The sequence below is a fragment of the Mycobacterium appelbergii genome, from assembly GCF_032883035.1.
Lineage (GTDB): Bacteria > Actinomycetota > Actinomycetes > Mycobacteriales > Mycobacteriaceae > Mycobacterium > Mycobacterium appelbergii.
The window spans coordinates 411,113-430,844 of the sequence record NZ_JAMQTH010000007.1; the positions used below are offsets into that span (position 1 = coordinate 411,113).

At 66.3% G+C, this 19,732-nt stretch carries 16 protein-coding genes; 3 read left to right on the plus strand and 13 right to left on the minus strand.

Going from position 1 to position 19,732, the window contains the following annotated elements; all coding sequences use genetic code 11:
- Positions 1 to 6 precede the first annotated feature (6 nt).
- Both lat and M1247_RS18755 read right to left on the minus strand, forming a co-directional pair.
- Entirely contained in the window at positions 7 to 1,365 is a 1,359-nt protein-coding gene (gene lat, locus M1247_RS18750) for an L-lysine 6-transaminase (protein ID WP_317157850.1), read from the minus strand.
- A gap of 52 nt (positions 1,366 to 1,417) precedes the next feature.
- Positions 1,418 to 1,882, minus strand: coding sequence for an Lrp/AsnC family transcriptional regulator (locus tag M1247_RS18755; RefSeq protein WP_317157851.1), 465 nt, complete (start codon positions 1,880 to 1,882; stop codon positions 1,418 to 1,420).
- A 72-nt stretch (positions 1,883 to 1,954) separates the two neighbouring features.
- Here M1247_RS18755 and amaB point away from each other — a divergent pair, with 72 nt between their 5' ends.
- The gene (gene amaB, locus M1247_RS18760) at positions 1,955 to 3,499 is read left to right on the plus strand and encodes an L-piperidine-6-carboxylate dehydrogenase (RefSeq protein ID WP_317157852.1); all 1,545 of its coding nucleotides are present in this window, start codon (positions 1,955 to 1,957) and stop codon (positions 3,497 to 3,499) included.
- On the opposite strand, the gene M1247_RS18765 is transcribed toward amaB, so the two are convergent.
- Genes M1247_RS18765 through M1247_RS18810 form a run of 10 tightly spaced genes read right to left on the minus strand, consistent with a single transcriptional unit; the run spans position 3,450 to position 12,593 of the window.
- Complete coding sequence (locus tag M1247_RS18765; RefSeq protein ID WP_317157853.1) at positions 3,450 to 4,730, minus strand: amidohydrolase family protein; 1,281 nt, start codon at positions 4,728 to 4,730, stop codon at positions 3,450 to 3,452. The two genes, amaB and M1247_RS18765, sit on opposite strands and share 50 nt — an antisense overlap.
- A 7-nt stretch (positions 4,731 to 4,737) precedes the next feature.
- Complete coding sequence (locus M1247_RS18770; RefSeq protein ID WP_317157854.1) at positions 4,738 to 5,793, minus strand: acetamidase/formamidase family protein; 1,056 nt, start codon at positions 5,791 to 5,793, stop codon at positions 4,738 to 4,740.
- Entirely contained in the window at positions 5,793 to 6,188 is a 396-nt protein-coding gene (locus M1247_RS18775; protein ID WP_317157855.1) for an allophanate hydrolase-related protein, read from the minus strand. The genes M1247_RS18770 and M1247_RS18775 overlap by 1 nt, the downstream gene beginning before the upstream one ends.
- Positions 6,189 to 6,214: 26 nt before the next feature.
- Positions 6,215 to 6,877 carry a GntR family transcriptional regulator gene (locus M1247_RS18780; RefSeq protein ID WP_317157856.1) on the minus strand — a complete coding sequence of 221 codons (663 nt, stop codon included), beginning with the start codon at positions 6,875 to 6,877 and terminating at the stop codon, positions 6,215 to 6,217.
- Positions 6,874 to 7,743 carry a hypothetical protein gene (locus M1247_RS18785; protein ID WP_317157857.1) on the minus strand — a complete coding sequence of 290 codons (870 nt, stop codon included), beginning with the start codon at positions 7,741 to 7,743 and terminating at the stop codon, positions 6,874 to 6,876. Before M1247_RS18785 ends, M1247_RS18780 begins: the two co-directional genes overlap by 4 nt.
- The gene (gene allB / locus M1247_RS18790) at positions 7,740 to 9,098 is read right to left on the minus strand and encodes an allantoinase AllB (RefSeq protein WP_317157858.1); all 1,359 of its coding nucleotides are present in this window, start codon (positions 9,096 to 9,098) and stop codon (positions 7,740 to 7,742) included. The genes M1247_RS18785 and allB overlap by 4 nt, the downstream gene beginning before the upstream one ends.
- A 42-nt stretch (positions 9,099 to 9,140) precedes the next feature.
- Entirely contained in the window at positions 9,141 to 10,193 is a 1,053-nt protein-coding gene (locus M1247_RS18795; RefSeq protein ID WP_317157859.1) for an ABC transporter substrate-binding protein, read from the minus strand.
- A 29-nt stretch (positions 10,194 to 10,222) separates the two neighbouring features.
- Complete coding sequence (locus tag M1247_RS18800; protein ID WP_317157860.1) at positions 10,223 to 11,032, minus strand: ABC transporter permease; 810 nt, start codon at positions 11,030 to 11,032, stop codon at positions 10,223 to 10,225.
- A complete protein-coding gene (locus M1247_RS18805) occupies positions 11,029 to 11,787 on the minus strand; it encodes an ABC transporter permease (protein ID WP_317157861.1) in 759 nt (252 codons plus the stop codon). Before M1247_RS18805 ends, M1247_RS18800 begins: the two co-directional genes overlap by 4 nt.
- The gene (locus M1247_RS18810; protein ID WP_317157862.1) at positions 11,784 to 12,593 is read right to left on the minus strand and encodes an ABC transporter ATP-binding protein; all 810 of its coding nucleotides are present in this window, start codon (positions 12,591 to 12,593) and stop codon (positions 11,784 to 11,786) included. Before M1247_RS18810 ends, M1247_RS18805 begins: the two co-directional genes overlap by 4 nt.
- Before the next feature lie 252 nt (positions 12,594 to 12,845).
- Here M1247_RS18810 and M1247_RS18815 point away from each other — a divergent pair, with 252 nt between their 5' ends.
- Positions 12,846 to 13,655 (plus strand): SDR family NAD(P)-dependent oxidoreductase, encoded by an 810-nt coding sequence (locus M1247_RS18815; protein WP_317157863.1) that lies wholly within the window; start codon positions 12,846 to 12,848, stop codon positions 13,653 to 13,655.
- Here the strand turns inward: M1247_RS18815 and M1247_RS18820 are convergent, their stop codons facing one another.
- Positions 13,656 to 15,107 carry a lipase maturation factor family protein gene (locus tag M1247_RS18820; RefSeq protein ID WP_317157864.1) on the minus strand — a complete coding sequence of 484 codons (1,452 nt, stop codon included), beginning with the start codon at positions 15,105 to 15,107 and terminating at the stop codon, positions 13,656 to 13,658.
- 86 nt (positions 15,108 to 15,193) lie between these two features.
- Between M1247_RS18820 and M1247_RS18825 the strand changes: the two genes are divergently transcribed.
- Positions 15,194 to 19,711 (plus strand): ATP-dependent helicase, encoded by a 4,518-nt coding sequence (locus tag M1247_RS18825; RefSeq protein ID WP_317157865.1) that lies wholly within the window; start codon positions 15,194 to 15,196, stop codon positions 19,709 to 19,711.
- Positions 19,712 to 19,732 lie beyond the last annotated feature (21 nt).

Consider the following 19,732-nt stretch of genomic DNA (forward strand, 5'->3'; position numbering starts at 1 on the left):
TTCGTTCTATCCGGCAATGCCGTTCAGCGCCGCACGCACTGCATCGACCGCCGCGTCGATGTCGTCGTGCGACACCGTCAGCGCGGGCCGGAACCGGACCGAGTCCGCACCACTGGGCAGCATGATGACGTGGCGATCCCACAGCCGAGCGATGAGCGCGTCACGCTGAGCCGCGTCGGGCAGGCTGAACGCGCACATGAGACCCCGCCCACGCACGTCACGCATCAGCGCGGGAAACTCGGCGGCCAAGGTGTCCAGCTGTGACAGCAGATAGGTGCCCGACTCGGCCGCGCGGCCGAACAACCCGTCCATTTCGATGACTTCAAGGATGCGCCGCGACCGCACCATGTCGACCAGATTGCCGCCCCAGGTGGAATTGATCCGCGAGCTCACGGTGAACACGTTGTCTGCGACCTCGCCGACGCGGGACCTGCTGTGCTCCTCGCGTGCGCGGCCGCCTGCCATCACCCCACACACCTGCGTCTTCTTGCCGAACGCGACGACATCGGGAACCACGCCCAATTGTTGGTAGGCCCAAGGGGTTCCGGTGATCCCGCAGCCGGTCTGCACTTCGTCGAAGATCAGCAGTGCGTCGAACTCGTCGCACATCGCCCGCATCGCGGCGAAGAACTGCGGCCGGAAGTGCCGGTCCCCGCCTTCGCCTTGGATCGGCTCGGCGATGAAGCACGCGATGTCATGCGGGTGGGCTTCGAACGCAGCTCGGGCCTGCCGCAAGGATTCGGCTTCCAGCTCGGCCATGTCCGCATCGGGTCGGAGGTAGGGCGCATCGATGCGCGGCCAGTCGAATTTGGGGAACCGCGCCACCTTCACCGGGTCGGTATTGGTCAGCGACAGGGTGTAACCACTGCGGCCGTGGAAAGCTCCCCGCAGGTGCATCACCTTGGTGCCGAGCGCGGAATCCCTGCCATTGGACTCGTTGTGCCTGCTCTTCCAGTCAAAAGCCACCTTCAGCGCATTCTCCACGGCAAGCGCACCGCCGTCGACGAAGAACAGGTGCGGCAACGCCGGATCGCCCAGCACCCGGCGGAACGCGTCCACGAAACGGGCCATGGGGACGCTGTAGATGTCGGAGTTGCTCGGTTTGTTCACCGCGACCTGAGCCAGTTCGGCGCGGAACAACTCGTCACCGGCCAACGCCGGATGGTTCATTCCCAGCGCCGAGGAGGCAAAGAACGTGAACATGTCCAGAAACCGGTCACCGGTGCGGGCGTCGACCAGATACGAGCCGGCCGAGCGGTCCAGATCCAGCACGAAGTCAAAACCATCGGCCAGGATGCTGCGCGCCAGTACTTCGCGCACGCGGTCCGGCGTGACAGATTCCAGGGAAGTCAGCACTGCGGTCATGCCACCACATTAGCGCAATATTTACGGGCTTTGGTACCGTAGACCGCAATAGTTACGGTATATAGTCCCGACCGCTGTAAAATGACTGAAGGATGACCGTGCTTCGGGTTCGGACGTTCGCCGCGGTCCTGATCCGTTGCAGCAGGTCCTCCAACGCGCGCGCCGAGGCGACACGCACCAGAAGGACGTAGCTCTCATCGCCTGCCACCGAGTGACATGACTCGATTTCGGCGATGTGCTCGAGGCGGGCAGGCGCATCATCGGGTTGGGAGGGATCGAGAGGAGTGATGGCCACGAACGCCGACAGCATGCGCCCGAGCGCCTCGGGGTTGAGCCGCGCCGAGTATCCGGTCACCACGCCGCGGGACTCCAGCCGGCGGACCCGAGCCTGCACCGCCGAGACCGACAGACCGGCGCTGGCCGCCAGATGCGCCAGCGTTGCCCGCCCGTCCGCCACGAGCTCGCGAACCAGAATCCGGTCGATTCCATCCAGCGCGTGTTCGTCGGATTCACCCATGGCCCGCACTGTAACGCTTCCGATTTATTCCGTCCGTTTCCTTCGCTATGCAGGCGACCAGAAAGGCGCATCATGACCACTACGGAACGCACCAAGCTCCCCACTGCTGACGACCTACGCCAGCGGGTGCGGCACGCGTTGGACTCTATTGGCGCGAGTGCTGCTCTCGGCGGGCCTGACGAAAATGGCATGCACGCGAGCACGCCGATCACCGGTGACGTGCTGTTCACCCTTCCCGAAGACTCTCAAGAGCAGGTGGACGCCGCGATCGCCGAAGCAGCAGAGGCGTTTTCGGTGTGGCGCACCACCCCGGCTCCCGTGCGTGGCGCGTTGGTGGCCCGGCTGGGCGAGTTGCTCGTCGAGCACAAGGCCGATCTGGCCACCCTGGTGACGGTGGAGGCCGGGAAGATCACCTCCGAGGCGCTCGGCGAGGTGCAGGAGATGATCGACATCTGCCAGTTCGCCGTCGGGCTGTCCCGACAGCTCTATGGCCGCACCATCGCCTCCGAGCGGCCCGGTCACCGGCTCATGGAAACCTGGCATCCGCTGGGCGTGGTCGGCGTCATCACGGCCTTCAACTTCCCGGTGGCGGTGTGGTCGTGGAACACCGCGGTTGCGCTGGTGTGCGGCGATACCGTGGTGTGGAAACCCTCCGAACTGACGCCGTTGACCGCGATCGCGTGTCAGGCCCTGATCGAGCGGGCCGCTGCCGACGTGAGGGCGCCCGCGGCGGTAGGCCGGCTGATCCAGGGCGGGCGGGAACTCGGTGAGCACCTGGTCGACGATCCACGGGTGGCCCTGGTCAGCGCGACCGGTTCGGTGCGGATGGGCCGGCAGGTGGGCCCGCGGGTGGCGGCCCGGTTCGGCAAGGCGCTTCTGGAGCTCGGTGGCAACAACGCGGCGATCGTGACGCCGTCGGCGGACCTGGACCTGGCAGTACGGGCGATCGTGTTCTCCGCCGCAGGCACCGCAGGCCAGCGCTGCACCACGTTGCGCCGGTTGATCGTGCATTCGTCGGTGGTCGATGAGCTGGTCGAGCGGATTGTGGCGGCCTACCGGACCTTGCCCATCGGCGACCCGTCCACCGACGGCACGCTCGTCGGCCCGCTCATTCACACGCGCGCCTACCGGGACATGGTCGGCGCGCTCGAGCAGGCCGCGGCAGACGGCGGTGAGGTGTTCGGTGGGGAGCGTCATGACGTAGGCGGCGAGGGCTCCTTCTACGTCGCACCCGCGGTGGTACGGATGCCCGCACAGACCGCCGTGGTACACACCGAAACCTTCGCCCCGATCCTCTACGTGCTGACCTATGACGAGTTCGATCAGGCCATTGTGCTGAACAACGAAGTACCGCAGGGCCTTTCCTCGGCAGTGTTCACCACCGATGTGCGGGAGGCCGAGCGGTTCATGGCGGCCGACGGATCGGACTGCGGCATCGCCAACGTCAACATCGGAACCTCCGGCGCAGAGATCGGTGGGGCGTTCGGCGGCGAGAAGCACACCGGCGGCGGCCGTGAATCAGGCTCGGATGCGTGGAAGGCCTACATGCGCCGCGCCACCAACACCGTCAACTACTCCTCGGAGTTGCCGTTGGCCCAAGGCGTGCACTTCGGGTGACCGCGCAGGACCGGTTGGTGCGGCTGACCGACACCAGCCGTGCCTGACGCAGCACGATCCGGTCCTGCGGCGCAGTGGCGACCGCCTCCTCCAGGCTTGACGACCGAATCGCCAGCAGGTCGGCCACCAGCCCCATACCCACGCCTGCGGCCGCGAGCCCCATGACATCGCGCGCACCGTCGCTGACGGCGTGGTAGGCCTCACCAACCGTCAGGTGCCCCGCAGTGACGAGCAGCATCGCGGTTTCGAGCGCATCGCTGCGTCCGAGTGGGTTGTACGGGTCGCGCACGTTGTCCCCGCCGCCTGCGACCCGCACACCCACATCGAGGAGCGCCCGGATGGCGGTGAGACCTCGCGGTGTGGCGACTGGGTCCCCCCACCCTTGCAGGTACAGATTGGTGATCGGGAGACTGACGATGCCGATGTCACTGGCTTTCACCGCACGGATCACCCGATCGAGCACGTCCGGCTGAACCATCCCGAGGCTGACGCAGTGTCCGGCAGTCACCGGCATGGACTCCGGCCAGTCCCGCACCGAATGGGCGAGTTCTTCCAGCGTCAGCATCATGGGGTTGAGCTGCTCGTCGGTATGCATGTCCACCCCGACATTGCGGGCTCGGGCAATCGCCAACAGCCGCTGCAGGTTTCCGCTCGGATCGGGCGTCTGGTGCGGATGGCCGCCGACGAAATCGACACCGAGGTCAAGGGCCGCGTGCACGACCTCCTCGTCGGCGAAGTACGGAGCAAGAGCCACGAGCTGGATGTCCATGACGCCTGCCAGCTCATCACGCACCCGCACCAGCGCCCGGATGCCACGCAGCGGGTCGTCACCGCGCAGCAGGTTGACATGCGAACGCACCGCGGTGGTTCCGTTGCCGAGCAACAGCAACGCCGCCCGGCGGGCACGCTCGGCGACCCCCTCGACAGTCAGGCTCGGGGTGTGATTTTCCCATGCCGTGATCGCCGCACCGAGATCCCCCATGGGCGGCCGGATCTCGTCGAACGACAGCGCCTTGTCGAGATGCGCGTGCGGTTCGGCCGGTGCTGTCAGCAACAGATGGCCGGTGAGGTCGAGCTCGTCTCCGACCGGCAACCGTCCCATCCCGGGGACCACATCCCACACCCGCCCGTCGGCCAGGCGCACGTCGACAACCCGCCCGTCCGGCAACGTCGCATTGTGCAGCATCGGCACCGGGCGTCCATGCGCGATCATCGGTGATTCTTCAGACACGGCACTCCTAACGGAAGTCACTCTTGCGGATCGAGCAGTGCACGCCCTTGACGATGTCGACCACCTGGGTCACCGAAAAATCGCCTGCGGCACTGAGATAGAGGTAGGCCTCACTGGGCGTCATGCCGGTGTGTGCGGCTAGGAAATCGACCGACAACTGGGCGCACTCGCGCATCGCCTCGTCGAGGCTCTCGTTCATCCCGAGGATGATCCAGTGATCGTCGGTGTCGACGAAGGGCATCGGTGCTCGGGATGGTGTCAGCGTCGCCACCACAGTCATGCGCGCGGTGACCCGCAACGAGCCTTCCAGCGCGGTCAAGGCGATCTCACCATTGCCTTGCGCAAAGTGGGGGTCTCCGAGGAAGAACCCCGCGCCGGGGACCTGCACAGGCAGATACAGCGAGCTGCCGACGACGATGTCGCGAACATCCATGTTGCCCCCGAACGGGCCGGGCGGAATGGTGCTGAGCGGTTGGTCACCGATCGGCGTGACGCCGCACAGCCCCATGAACGGGCGGATACCGATTACCGCTCTGCCGCCGGCGAATTCGAACACGGCATCCGTGCCGTCGAGCCGGCAGAACTTGCTGAACACCGCGGCGAAGCTGCCGTCCGCCTCGCGAGGCAGCCGGTCGGGCAGGGCACCACGCTGATGCCTGCTCGAGACGACGCCGTACGGGACGCGCGGCCGCAGATCGAGGAAGTCGACGCGCAGCCAGTCACCCGGCTGAGCCCCGCGAACATGGACGGGACCGAGCACCACGTGGGGCGCCTTCGGCGGTACCGGCTTGCGCAGGTCGCACGCCGCCAGATCGATGGCATCGGTCAGCACCTCGGCGCGCTCGACACCGTGCCTGCCGAAGTAGGCCACCGGGTCGCGGCCCTGGTCCTCCATCAGGCCTTCCTGCGACACCGTGTCGAACGTGACCGTCCGGCCGCTGTCCACGGTGAGCACCGGCGCGGTGGCCGGCGTGGGAAGCGTTCCCCAGCTGACGGTTTCGGGGGTGCACCACAGGTAGTGGTCGGCGGTTGCCGGATCGATCCCGGCTTGGAGAATTCCCATCACCGGGCCGGCGCGGCGAGATGCTCGCGCCAGCCGCCGGGAACGGTGATCTCGCGTGCACGGGCTGCACCGCTCGGCAGCGACCGGCACACCATACTCAGCGCCCCGCGGCCGTCTTCGAGTTCGATCACCGACAGCTCGAGTTCGGCCGGTTCGCGCGGAAGGAGCTTGTCGCGCAGTTCGGCGTAGGTCACCTCGTACACCTCGCCGGGTACCGACCAGCCGCCGTCGGGCACCCGCGCGAGCCCGGGAAACACGTCGTCGAAGGAGAAGAACCGATAGGCGGGAGCGGTTCGTACCTGCCCGACGAAACGGGCGGAAGCCAGGGCGTCGTTGAGCGGACCGCCGCTCATCGCCTGACCATTGACGAACATCAGGACAGTGTCGTGTGACATCACATTGCCTCCATCTGGAAGTTGGGTCAGCCCAGGGTGGTGTTGCCATGTCCCCGCAGCGCGTGCACACGCATTGCGGTGGCGGCACACTCCAGGTCGCCGCTGGCGAGATCGTCGAGCAGGGTGCGGTGCTGCGAGATCGGCTCATGCCCGGACTGCTGGACGTAATCGTCGGTCGGATACAGAAACGCCTGCCGCTCCAGGAACGACGACGTGATCGGGCAGAACGCGGCACGGTTGATGGCCATATGAAACTCCAGGTGGGCCATCGCGTATTGCGAGCTGCCGACACCGTGGTCGCGCAGGGCGTCGCCCAGCGGAACCAGCCTGCCGTACAGCGAAACCCAGTCCACGTCAGCGCTCTTGGCGGTCAGCAGCTTGGCGGCAACCTGGTCGAACGCAACCCTCAGCTCGTGCAACTCGGCGCGTGCCGTCGCATCGACCTCCACCACGATCAGCTGGCCACGTCGCACCCGCTCGACCAGCCCTTCGCTGGTCAGACGCTGCAGCGCTTCGCGAATCGGTGTGCGGCTCACGCCGAGGTCTTCGGCGATCTCCTCCTCCGTCAGCCGGATGCCTCCCCCGTATTCGCCCGTGGTGATCTGCTGGCGGAGGTAGCGGTACACCCGCTCGCGGGCGCTCACGGGCTCCCCGGTCTGAGTCGTGGCGGCACTGTCCAACGGACTCATGCCATTCTCGCTTTCGACAATGCGGCCCGGCAGGCGTTGGTCGCGCGTTGCATGAAGGTCCCTGACATCACGTTCATCCCCGCTTGCAGCGCCGATGTCTGCAAGGCGCTCACACGGTTGTTCAGATCGAAGTACTGGTTGCCGGGCGCGGTCAGCCGGCCGAAGTCGAACACCAACGGCGCTTCCTCGGAGGCGTCGGTCTCCCCCCATGTCGTGGTGTTGACGAGCAAGGTCGGACGTCCGCCGTCGAGCAGGTCAGGAAGCCCGGCCGGGCTTGCGTACTCGGCCCCGAATCGCTGTGCCCACACCGACAGCGCCTCAGCGTTGCGTGCCGAACCGATCAGCCGGGCGCCGGGCCAGACGCGACGGCAGGCCAAGGCCACCGAGTTCGACGATCCACCTGAACCCAGCACCAGAATGGACGCCGGGGTCCTGCCGCCCATCAAGGTTTCCATGGCCGCCTGGGCAGCCCAACTGTTCGTGTTGACACCAACCGGCTCCCCGGCCCCACGGACAATGGTGTCGACCACACCGGTCCGGCGTGCCGACGCAGTCATTGTCGGTACGTGCGGAGCAACCTCCTGCTTCCACGGACTGAGCACGAGCGCCAGCGTCCAACTCGAATCACCAAGCAATTCAACCGGATTCGCGAACTGCGCGGTGTCGGCCACTTCGACACACTGCGCGGCCAGCGCGTCGTGCAACAGCCTGCCTTTCAACGCGTGTGCGGCAGTCGTGCCGATCCCCGCGATCACCGCCGGGCCCGACGCCGCTGCTGACCCATTGCCGACCTCGTCGACACACTGCGCGACAGCTGCCCGGACCGTCGCTGCGCCATCGGCCCCCAGCAGTGTCACGCGGGTCATGCGCTCACCTCGGGCTTGACCTGGCGTCCGGCGGGCTCGCCGACCACCTCCCCTTTCTCGTAGATCAGTCCGCCGCGCAGATAGGTCGCCACTACGCTGCCGGTCAGCGCCCAGCCGTCGTACGGGGTGACGCTGTGCTTGGAATGCAGCGTGGTCTGGTCGAGCACCACCTCTGCACCGGGATCGACAAGTACGAAGTCGGCGTCGAAACCCGGTGCGATCTGACCCTTGTCTGCCATCGACCATCGCCGTGCCGGAGTGTAGGAACACAGTCGCACGATGTCCTCGATGGTCAGCCTGCCCCTGGCGGCGGCGGTCAGCAGCAGAGGAAGCATCGTCTCGACGCCAATGAATCCGCCATAGGCCTTCCACACGTCGGTCTCGGCCTGTTCGGCCACGGTGTGCGGGGCGTGATCAGTTGCGATGACGTCGACGTCACCACGGTCGATGCCCGCCCACAGGGCGGCGACGTCGGCCGCAGGCCGGATCGGCGGATTGAGCTTGATCAGGTTGCCGTATGTGTCGTAGGCGTTGTCGTCGAGAAAGAGGTGGGATACCAGCGTTTCGAGGCTCACCTGGTGGCCCTGTGCGCGCAGATCCATCACCCGCTGCAATCCTGCGGCCGTGGACAGGTGGTGAATATGCAACTTGGTCTTGGCCTCGGTGGCCATGGTGATGATCCGGGTGATCGCCTCGACTTCGACGAACGCGGGCCTACCCTCCAGGTGGGCACGGGGATCCCGTCGGCCCTGGGCTTGGAGTCGATCGCCGAACATGCGCAGCAGGTGGTCATTCTCAGCGTGAACCCCGACAACTAGATCCGCGTCAGACGCCGCTTCCAGTCCACGGTAGATCGCGGCGTCGTTGGGACAGCGGTTATCGCCTGTGGTCTGCCCCATGAACAGTTTTAACCCCATTGCCCCCAGTCCGGCCATGCCGGCGATCTCGTCCGCGTTGTCGTGATCGAGCATCCCGTAGAGCCCGAAATCCACGTACGCCTTGTTCTTCACCAGGTCCAGTTTGTGCTGGTAGCGCTCCGCGGTAGCGACGGGCGGTTTCGTGTTGGGCATGTCGACGACGGTCGTCACGCCACCCGCTGCCGCAGCCGATGTGCCGCTCGCGAAGTCCTCCTTCTCGGTCATTCCCGGTTCGCGGAGGTGGACGTGGACGTCCACCAGTCCCGGCAGGACCAGCAGCCCCGCTGCGTCGACTGTCGAAACCCCGTCCAACACGAGATTCTCACCGACGGCAAGAACACGGCCGCCGGCCACAGCGATGTCCTGGCGACGGCGGCCGTCATGGGACACCACGGTTCCGCCGGTGACGATGAGGTCGGGGGTGTTCGGAGCGGTCATATACGACCTTTCTGTGTGTGGGAGCATGTCAGCGGATGCGTGCTACACGAGCGCCAGGTCCGGGTTCTCGTCGTACACTTCGCGGATGGGGCCGAGCTCGAACAGGTCCTCGACGGACAGGTTCAGCCCACCCGCGTCGATCGCCTCGATATTGGCGGCCGCGGTTTCGTCAGAGATCGCCAGCAACTGTTGTGCGGCTTGGCCGTTGCGGATCAGCTCGTTACCTGCCAGGCAGCAGTCGTAGGTGGCCGCCGGGTTCAGGTGCAGATCCTTGCCGTAATCGTTGACCGTAAGATCGGTTGCCATCGCCGGATCGTCGAGGACCCCGCGCCAGCCGCGGATCTCGGCGTGCAGAAACGCCTTGAGCTTGTCGCGGTTGTTGTCGATGTGCTCCTGAGTGGTGATGTAGGTCTGCCCGACAAGTGGAAATCCGACATCAGCCAGCAACATCGTGTTGATGTCGAAGCCCTTGTGCCGGAGGTCGACGACCTGACTATTGATGAATCCCAGGTAGCCGTCAATCTCACCGACCGTCATGCCGATCGGATCACCCTGCACGGGCACCGTCTTGATCCGCGATGTGTCGAGCTTCAGCGCGGCCATGAAGTTGCGCCAGACCGGCTCGCTCGACGACGCGCATCCAATGGTCTTGCCGTACAAGTCCTCCGGGGTGTTTACGGGCTTGTCCGCCATGGTCATGATGCACCCGGCGTAGCGGCTGTAGACCGCGCCGACGATCTTGAGTGGCGCTCCCTTCGAGACGGCGGATCCGACGATGGGCACCTGGCTCACTCCGGCGAAGGTGCGTGACAGGACATCGGATTCGATCGGCGGGGCTGTCGGCCCACCGGAGACCAGGTCGGCGCCGCTGAAGCCGGCGTCGGTGTAGTAACCCTTGTTGTCTGCGACGTAGCTTCCGGCAAACTGGGTGTTCTTGATCCATGCCAGCCGCTGGGAGGCCACCCCGAAACCGTTGGCTGCGCCACTGGATTCACCTGAGACACAGGCTGACAGGACGGCAGGGCCGGCCACCGCCAGGCTTCCGAGGGCGATCCCCCGGGTGAGGAACTGTCGACGATCGAGATAGTTGTTCACAGATATGTCCGTTCGGAGAGGTGGTGTACTCAGCTGGGAGCACTCATACGTGCGGTGACAGCGGCTTCGACGACGCTGACAATCTGGTAAACGACAATGCAGGTGACGGTCAACACCACTACCGAGGCCCACAGCCGCGCGAACTCGAATTCGTTTGCATCTCTCAGCATCTGACCGCCGAGCCCTTGGCCGCTGGCCAGCCACTCGGCGAGTAGGGCACCGACCACAGAGGTCGTCACCGCCACGCGCGATGCCGCGAACCAAGTCGGAATCGCATGGGGCAGAGAAACCTTCCAGAAGGCCGCCAGCGTCGAACCGCCATAGGCCACGATCATCTCGATGTCGGTTCTCGGAGTGCTGCGAATCCCGTGCAGCATGGTGAGCAGCGCGGGCACGACGACAATGGCGGCTCCGATCACGGCGGTGCCGATCACCCCACGGTCGAAGATCAACACGAGAATCGGGGCGACCGTGACCATGGGTATCGCGTGCAGTGCGGTGACAGTGGGCAGGAACATGGCCTCCACGGTCCTGGAGAAGTAGAAGATCAGTGAAACACCGGCCGCCAGGGCTAATCCGACGACGAATCCGTACGAAGCGTCGAGGAGGGTGCGGGCCAGATTGGACGTGATACCTGCCCGGTGGGCCGCAGCATCGCCGTCGGCGAACAGGTAGTTCCACACGTCGACAGGAGATTTCGCGACATACGAGCTGACGTCGACCACGGCGATGAACGCCGTCCATACCACGAGGATGGCCAGCACAGCACCGACCGAGGTCAGCAGGGTGCGCACCGCACTGCGCGCCGTAGGGGCAGATGCTTGCACGCTCGTCGTCATGCTTCGCCTCCGGCTATTCCGGCCGCCCACGGCGTGGCGATCTTCTGGATCGCGTTGACCACCACGAAGGCGAGACCGGCGATCAAACTCGACACCAGGGTGATGCCCCAGGTTCGGACAACGTCGCTGGAAGACTGCGCGACCACCAGCGCTGCGCCGAGACCACGCTCCTGCCCCATGAACTCACCGATGATGGCGCCCAGGATCGCTCCGGGCACAGCGACTTTCAGCGCTGTGAGAATGCTGGGGAGCGCTGAGAGCAGTTCGACCTTGCGCAACACCAGATACTTGCCGCCGCCGTAGGCGCGCACGAGGTCCTTGCTCAGCGAATCCGCGTGACGCAGGCCGTTAATCGTCCCCACAAGCGTCGTGAAGAAGACCGATACGGCCGCCATGATCGCCGATGTGACCAAGCCGTCGAAACATGCCGCGAGGATAGGTGCTATCGCGATCAACGGGATGCACGCCGAGGCGACCCCGGCCTGCAGCACCAGCTTCTCCAGTTCGGGCACGGTGGTGACCACGGCGGCGCAGGCGATGGCGGCGAGGTTCCCCCAGAAATACCCCACCGACGCCGATGCCAAGGTGACGGGTATGTGGGTTCCGTAGAAGGCCGGGCCGTCGGACAGCACACCGGTCAGGATCTCTGTGGGCGCGGCAATGCCGGGACCGAGAACCCCGCTCATTCCGACGACTTGCCAGACGGTCAGCACTATGATCGACCCGAGCAGACCAAGGAAGCGATTGCGTCTCATCGCCCCACCGGCACTGGCGCTTCGGCCTCGTCAAACCGCGTCCCGAACAGTACCGATGACAGCAGATCCACGTACTCATGAAACTCGCTGGTGCGCATCATCTCAGGCAGCCGCGGCCTGGGCAGGTCGATCTGCACCGACTTCACCACCCGGCCGGGCCGAGCGCTCATGACCACGACTGTGTCGGAAAGGAACACCGCCTCGGCGATGCCGTGCGTGACCATCAGCGTGGTCGCCGGTCGCTCGGTCCAGATGCGGAGCAGTTCGGTGTTGAGCGCCTGGCGAGTCATATCGTCCAGGGCGCCGAACGGCTCATCGAGCAGCAGCACGCGGGGCTTGACCACCAGAGCCCGCGCGATGGATACCCGCTGACGCATTCCACCGGACAGTTGGGCGGGTCGCGCAGACTCGAACCCGGTCAATCCGACGAGCTCGATGAGTTCCTGAACGAACTCGTCGGATACAGACTGCTTCGATACCTCCAGCGGCAGTCGGATGTTCGACCGAACCGATCGCCACGGCAATAGCGCCGACTCCTGGAATGCAATGCCGAGGTGGTGGTGCCTGCGCATATCCTGCGGAGTTTCACCGTGGACCAGGGCGGTGCCTGCGTTCTGCGATTCCAATCCGGCCAGGATTCGCAGCACGGTGCTCTTACCGCATCCCGACGGTCCGAGCAGCGTGACGAACTCACCCTGCTCTGACTGGATGTCCACGCCGTCGAGTGCGGTGATCTCGGATCGACCGACCTTGAACCGTTTGGTCAGGCCACCGATGTGAATCCCGGGTGCGGTCGGCGGGATCATCTGTTCTCCTCACGATTAGCAGACTTCGAGTTCCGGATCCAAACTTGGATCCATAACTTAGAGACGGTTTGTTTCCAGCCGATGAACTCCGGACACGATCGAGTTACATGTGTCGTGCGGATTGCCGCACGCCGGGATTCAACGGTGAACCGGACCAGTCAGCACGCATTCCGATACCGGCCGGTGCACCCCGACAACCGGTTACGGTGCACTGTGACACCGGATCCGCTCACACTTTGGTAGGCAGGGAGCATGGAGATTCAAGACCGCGTCGCGATCGTCACCGGCGCCGGCTCGGGCATCGGCTGTGCGCTGGCGGAGGCGTTTGCCTCGGCCGGCACGCGGGTGGTGGTGGCAGATCTCGACGGGCCTGGCGCCCAGGCCACTGCGGAGCGCATCCGGTCGAATGGCGGTTCGGCAGTCGCGGCCAGGGCAGATGCCGCAGCGACCGAAGACATCGCCGCCCTGATCGCGCTGGCGGAGCGGAACTTCGGGCCGGTCGATATCTATGTCGCGAACGCCGGCATCATCGGGGCGTCCGGTCTGGGCACGGACGAGGACTGGGAGACCATCCTCGACGTGAATCTGCGCTCACACATTCGTGCTGCGAAACTGATTGTCCCCGAATGGGTGTCCCGTGGACACGGGTACTTCGTCTCGATCGCGTCGGCGGCGGGCCTGCTGTCACAGATCGGCGCGGCGGGCTACACGGTCACCAAGCACGCAGCGGTCGGATTCGCCGAATGGCTGGCCATCACCTACGGCGATGACGGCGTCGGGGTGAGCTGCGTGTGCCCGCTGGGTGTGGATACCCCGCTGCTGGACGCGGTCCGGGGCGCGACCGAATCCGACGTGCGGATGAGCGCGGCGTCGATCGTGCAGTCCGGCAGCGTCATAGGAGCAGACCAGGTGGCCGCGGCGACCCTGGATGCGGTGGCCGCCGACCGCTTTCTCGTGCTCCCCCACCCTGAGGTCCTCGGCATGTATCGCCACAAGGGCAGCGATTACGACCGGTGGATCTCAGGTATGCGGCGCTACCAGCGGTCGCTGCGTCAGGGTTAGTCACGCCCGGGCAGACCCGTCGCGGGAGCCTCGTAGCCGTACCGGCGGTGTGTATTCGCCCAACAGGGTGCGTTTCCACCAGAGGTGTTCGCGGCGCAGTTCCGACCAGCTGCTGAACTGGTAGCGGTACAGGCGGGCCCGCACATACCGCGGTGGCGTGTCGGGAAACGGGTTGTGCCGCAGCAGACGAAGTGTCGCCTGATCGTTTTCCAGCAGACGGGTGAGCAGGGTTCGCAACCATGGCTGAGCGTATGACGGGGACAGCGCCGCGAACCACATCATCCAATCCAGGCGTAGGTGATAGGGCGCGAGCTGTGGCGGCCGGTGGCCGGTATCGCCGGGCTTGCCTCTGAACTCGTATTCCCGCCACACCGTGTGCTCGGACAGTTCGTCGTCGTCGGTGCCTTCGAGCACCACCTCGTCGCGGTGACGACTGATCGCGCCGAACGCCCCGTAGGTGTTCACCAGGTGATATCGATTGAAGGACGCATTCATTCGTTGCCGCGCGGACAGTAGGTTGCGCACCGGCCAGTAGCTGAGCACCACGATTGCCGCCGTGCCCGCGACCACCACCACCACGAACCACAGCGGGGGCGCCCCGTACGCCGGGGCCGGAGGCAACGGGATGACGGCGGCCGCCGCGGAGTCGGCAATCGCACTGAACGCCAATACGATCGTCACCCAGTTCAGCCACGCGAAGTTGCCCGATGCCACCAGCCACAGCTGCGTGACGACGACGACGGCTCCAGCCACGCTGGCCGCCGGTTGCGGGGCGAACAACGCGAACGGGACGATCAGCTGGGCAAAGTGGTTCCCGGCCACTTCGATTCGGTGCAGTGGCTTCGGCAGATGGTGGAAGAACCAGCTCAACGGCCCCGGCATCGGTTGTGTCTCGTGGTGGTAGTACAGGCAGGTCAGATCGCGCCAACACCGGTCGCCGCGCATCTTGATCAGGCCGGCGCCGAACTCGACCCGGAACACCAGCCAGCGCGCCAACCACAACACCAGCACCGGTGTGGCGGTGTCGTCATTCCCCAGCAGGGCGGCGAGGATGCCGGCCTCCAGCAGCAGCGACTCCCAGCCGAACGAGTACCACGCCTGGCCGACGTTGACGATCGACAGGTACATCGCCCACACCAGCAGCCAGACCAGCAGCGAGGCCCACAGCGGGACTCGATCCCCGGCGCCGGCCACCAGGGCCGCCGACAGTATCGCGCCGGTCCAGCACACGGCGGAGAAGAACCGGTCCGAGTAATGGAGGTGGAACATACTAGGGGCGTGACGGAAAGAAGAGTGTGCCAGGAATTGCGGTATCGGCAGTAACCCACGCTCGCCCAGGAGCGCCCTGAATTGGCGAGCGGCCACGATGAACGCGATGAGATAGATCGCCGCGGTACCCCGCTGCAACACTTGCCTGGCTAGCCAGTACTCCGGTGCTGTAAACCATTCCATGCGTCGACCTCGGACGATGTAGGCCTATACCCAACGACGGTACGCCGAAACCGCAGATTGTCAGTGGGTCGCGGCAGTATGGACGGATGGCTCCACCCCATTCGGCGTCCGGCGCGTTATCCCGGTTCAGCACGCCCACCCGGGAGTGGTTCTCGGCTGCCTTCGCGGCGCCGACAGCGGCGCAGGCGCAGGCCTGGTCGGCGATCGCCGAGGGCGAGAACACCCTGGTCATTGCCCCTACCGGTTCGGGTAAGACGCTGGCAGCGTTTCTGTGGGCCATCGATCGGCTGGCAGCCGCGGAACCGGGTTCCGGCACCCGGGTGCTCTACGTGTCACCGTTGAAGGCCCTGGCCGTCGACGTCGAACGCAACCTGCGCACCCCGTTGACCGGGATCACCCGGGTCACCGAACGCCACGGCCTGCCCGCTCCCTCGATCAGCGTCGGGGTGCGCTCCGGGGACACCCCGCCGAACCAGCGGCGGGCGCTGATCACCAAACCGCCCGACATCTTGATCACCACGCCGGAGTCACTGTTCTTGATGCTGACGTCGGCTGCGCGCGAGACGTTGGCCACGGTGCAGACCGTGATCATCGACGAGGTGCACGCCGTGGCGGCCACCAAGCGCGGAGCGCACCTGGCGCTGTCCCTCGAACGCCTTGATCAGCTGCTCGACACGCCCGCACAGCGAATCGGGCTCTCGGCAACGGTGCGCCCACCCGAGGAGGTGGCGCGGTTCCTGTCCGGGGCATCGCCTACGACGATCGTGGCCCCGCCAGCCAGCAAGACCTTCGACCTGTCGGTGCAGGTCCCGGTGCCGGACATGGCCAACCTCGAGAACAACACCATCTGGCCCGACGTCGAGGAACGCATCGTCGACCTCGTCGAGGCGCACCAGTCCTCCATCGTGTTCACCAATTCGCGTCGGCTCGCTGAACGGCTCACGTCGCGGCTCAATGAGATCCATGCCGAACGCATGGGGGTCGAGCTGCCGTCGACCCGCAATCCGCTGGTCGGCGGCGGCGCCCCGGCCCACTTCATGGGCAGCGGTCAGGCCCACGGTGCACACCCGCTGCTGGCCCGGGCCCATCACGGCTCGGTCAGCAAGGAACAGCGCGCCCAGGTCGAGGACGATCTCAAGAGCGGGCGGCTGCGGGCAGTCGTCGCGACGTCAAGCCTGGAGTTGGGCATCGACATGGGCGCGGTGGATCTGGTGATCCAGGTCGAGGCGCCGCCGTCGGTGGCCAGCGGTCTGCAGCGCATCGGCCGGGCCGGCCACCAGGTCGGCGAGATCTCGCACGGCGTGCTGTTCCCCAAACACCGCACCGATCTGATCGGCTGCGCGGTGACTGTGCAGCGCATGCGCTCAGGTGACATCGAAAGCATGCGGGTACCCGCCAATCCGCTCGACGTGCTGGCCCAGCACACGGTGGCGGCCGCCGCACTCGAGCCGCTCGATGCCGATGCGTGGTTCGACGCGGTGCGACGCAGCGCGCCATTTGCGACGTTGCCGCGCAGCGCTTTCGAGGCGACGCTGGATCTGCTGTCGGGCAAATATCCGTCCACCGAGTTCGCCGAGCTCCGGCCCCGGCTGGTGTATGACCGCGACACCGGAACATTGACGGGTCGTCCGGGCGCGCAGCGCCTGGCTGTCACCTCCGGCGGAGCCATCCCCGACCGCGGGTTGTTCACCGTCTACCTCGCGACGGATTCTGAAACTCCGTCCCGCGTCGGCGAACTCGACGAGGAGATGGTGTACGAGTCCCGACCGGGTGACGTCATCTCGCTGGGCGCCACCAGCTGGCGGATCAGTGAGATCACCCATGACCGGGTGCTGGTCATCCCGGCACCCGGCCAACCGGCACGGCTGCCGTTCTGGCGCGGCGACAGCGTCGGCCGCCCAGCCGAGCTCGGCGCGGCGGTCGGTGCGTTCACCGGCGAGCTCGCCGCCCTCACCCGCGATGCGTTCGATCAGCGCTGCGCGTCAATGGGTTTCGCAGGATTCGCCACCGACAATCTGCACCAGTTGCTGCGCGAACAGCGGGAAGCCACCGGTGTGGTGCCGAGCGACACCACTCTGGTCGTGGAGCGGTTCCGCGACGAGCTCGGCGACTGGCGGGTGATTCTGCATTCGCCCTATGGGCTGCGGGTGCACGGGCCGCTGGCGTTGGCGGTCGGCCGCAGGCTGCGGGAGCGCTACGGTATCGACGAGAAACCGACCGCCTCCGATGACGGCATCATCGTCCGGTTGCCCGACAGTGGTGAAAACCCGCCCGGTGCAGATCTGTTTGTGTTCGAGGCCGACGAGATCGAACCCGTCGTCACCGCCGAGGTGGGCGGGTCGGCGTTGTTCGCATCCCGGTTCCGGGAGTGCGCGGCCCGCGCCTTGCTGTTACCGCGTCGCCACCCCGGCAAGCGGTCTCCGCTGTGGCACCAACGGCAACGGGCCGCCCAACTGCTCGACATCGCCCGCAAGTATCCGGACTTCCCGATCGTGCTGGAAGCGGTGCGTGAGTGCCTGCAGGACGTTTATGACGTGCCTGCCCTCATCGAACTGATGCGCAAACTGGCGCAGCGCCGGTTGCGGGTGGTCGATGTGGAGACCGCGACGCCGTCCCCGTTCGCGGCGTCACTGCTGTTCGGCTATGTCGGCGCGTTCATGTACGAGGGTGACAGTCCGCTCGCCGAGCGCCGGGCGGCTGCACTTGCGCTCGACACGGTGCTGTTGGCCGAACTGCTGGGACGGGTGGAGCTGCGTGAACTACTCGACCCGGACGTCATCGCGTCCACCGCTGCCCAGTTGCAGCACCTGACCGAGGACCGCGCCGCCCGCGATGCCGAAGGTGTCGCCGATCTGCTGCGTCTCCTCGGCCCGCTCACCGAATCCGAAGTCGCTCAGCGCTGCCGCGTCGAGAATGTCGGCGGATGGCTCGACGGGCTGCACAGTGCCAAACGGGCCCTGCCGGTGACATTCGCCGGGCAGACGTGGTGGGTGGCCGTCGAGGACATCGGGCTGCTACGCGACGGCATCGGGGTGCCGGTGCCGGTCGGCGTGCCTGCCGCCTTCACCGAGTCCGTCACCGACCCCCTCGGCGAGCTGATCGGCCGGTACGCGCGCACCCGGGGACCGTTCACCACCCAGGGTGCCGCCGACAGGTTCGGTCTCGGCGTGCGGGTCGCCGCCGATTTGTTGGGCCGCATGGCCGTTGACGGCCGGGTGGTACGCGGCGAGTTCGTCACCGACCTCGCAGGCGACCAGTGGTGCGACGCCGAGGTGATGAGGATTCTGCGCCGCCGCTCGTTGGCTGCGCTGCGCGCACAGGTGGAGCCCGTCAGCACCGCGGCATATGGCCGTTTCCTGCCTGCCTGGCAGCATGTCGGCGCCAAACACAGCACCGGGATTGACGGCCTGGCCGCAGTGATCGAACAGCTGGCCGGGGTGCCGATGCCCGCCTCGGCGATCGAGTCGCTGGTCTTCGGCCAACGGGTTGCCGACTATCAGCCGGCCATGCTCGACGAGCTGCTCGCGTCCGGCGAGGTGACCTGGTCGGGGGCCGGGCAGATCGGCGGTACTGACGGTTGGATCGTGTTCCACCAGGCTGACTCGGCGCCGCTGACCCTCGCCGCCCCGACCGAGATCGAGTTCACCGACACCCACCGCGCGATCATGGAAACCCTCGGCCACGGCGGTGCGTACTTCTTCCGCCAGCTCGCCGACTCCCCTTCGGAGGCCGGGCTCAAAGAAGCGCTGTGGGAACTCATCTGGGCCGGCTGGGTTACCGGCGACACGTTCGCCCCGGTGCGTGCGGTGTTGTCGGGTCCACGGCGTTCCGGCACAACGGCGCACCGCATGCGGCAACGCCCGCCGAGGTTGAGCCGTTACAGCGTCGCACGACCCACCGCTCGCGCCACCGACCCGAGCGTGTCCGGCCGGTGGTCGGCGCTGCCGGGCGCCGAACCCGATTCCACAGTGCGCGGGCACTTTCAGGCCGAGCTGCTGCTGGGCCGCCACGGCGTCCTGACCAAAGGCGCGGTCGGCGCAGAGGGCGTACCCGGCGGATTCGCCACGCTGTACAAGGTGCTGAGCGCATTCGAGGACGCCGGCCGCTGCCAACGCGGATATTTCGTGGAATCGCTGGGTGGTGCGCAGTTCGCCGCGGCCTCGACCGTCGACCGGTTGCGGTCCTATCTCGACAGCGTCGACCCCACACGACCCGAATACCATGCGGTCGTGCTCGCCGCGACCGACCCGGCCAACCCCTATGGGGCAGCCCTGCCCTGGCCGGCGTCGGCCGAGGATTCCCACCGGCCGGGCCGCAAGGCAGGCGCGCTGGTGACGCTTGTGGATGGGCAGCTCGTGTGGTTCCTCGAACGTGGCGGACGGTCGCTGCTCAGTTTCGGGTCCGATGCCGAGGCGCAACGGGCCGCGGCAGCAGCGCTGGCCGACCTGGTGAGTGCCGGACGGATACCGTCGCTGTTGGTCGAACGCGTCAACGCGGTGGCGGTGCTGGATCCCAGCGTCGACGACGCGCGTGCCACCGTTCAGGAGGCACTGACCGGAGCCGGATTCGCGCGTACACCACGTGGTTTGCGGTTGCGGTCCTGAACGCGCGTCCCACGAGCCCGA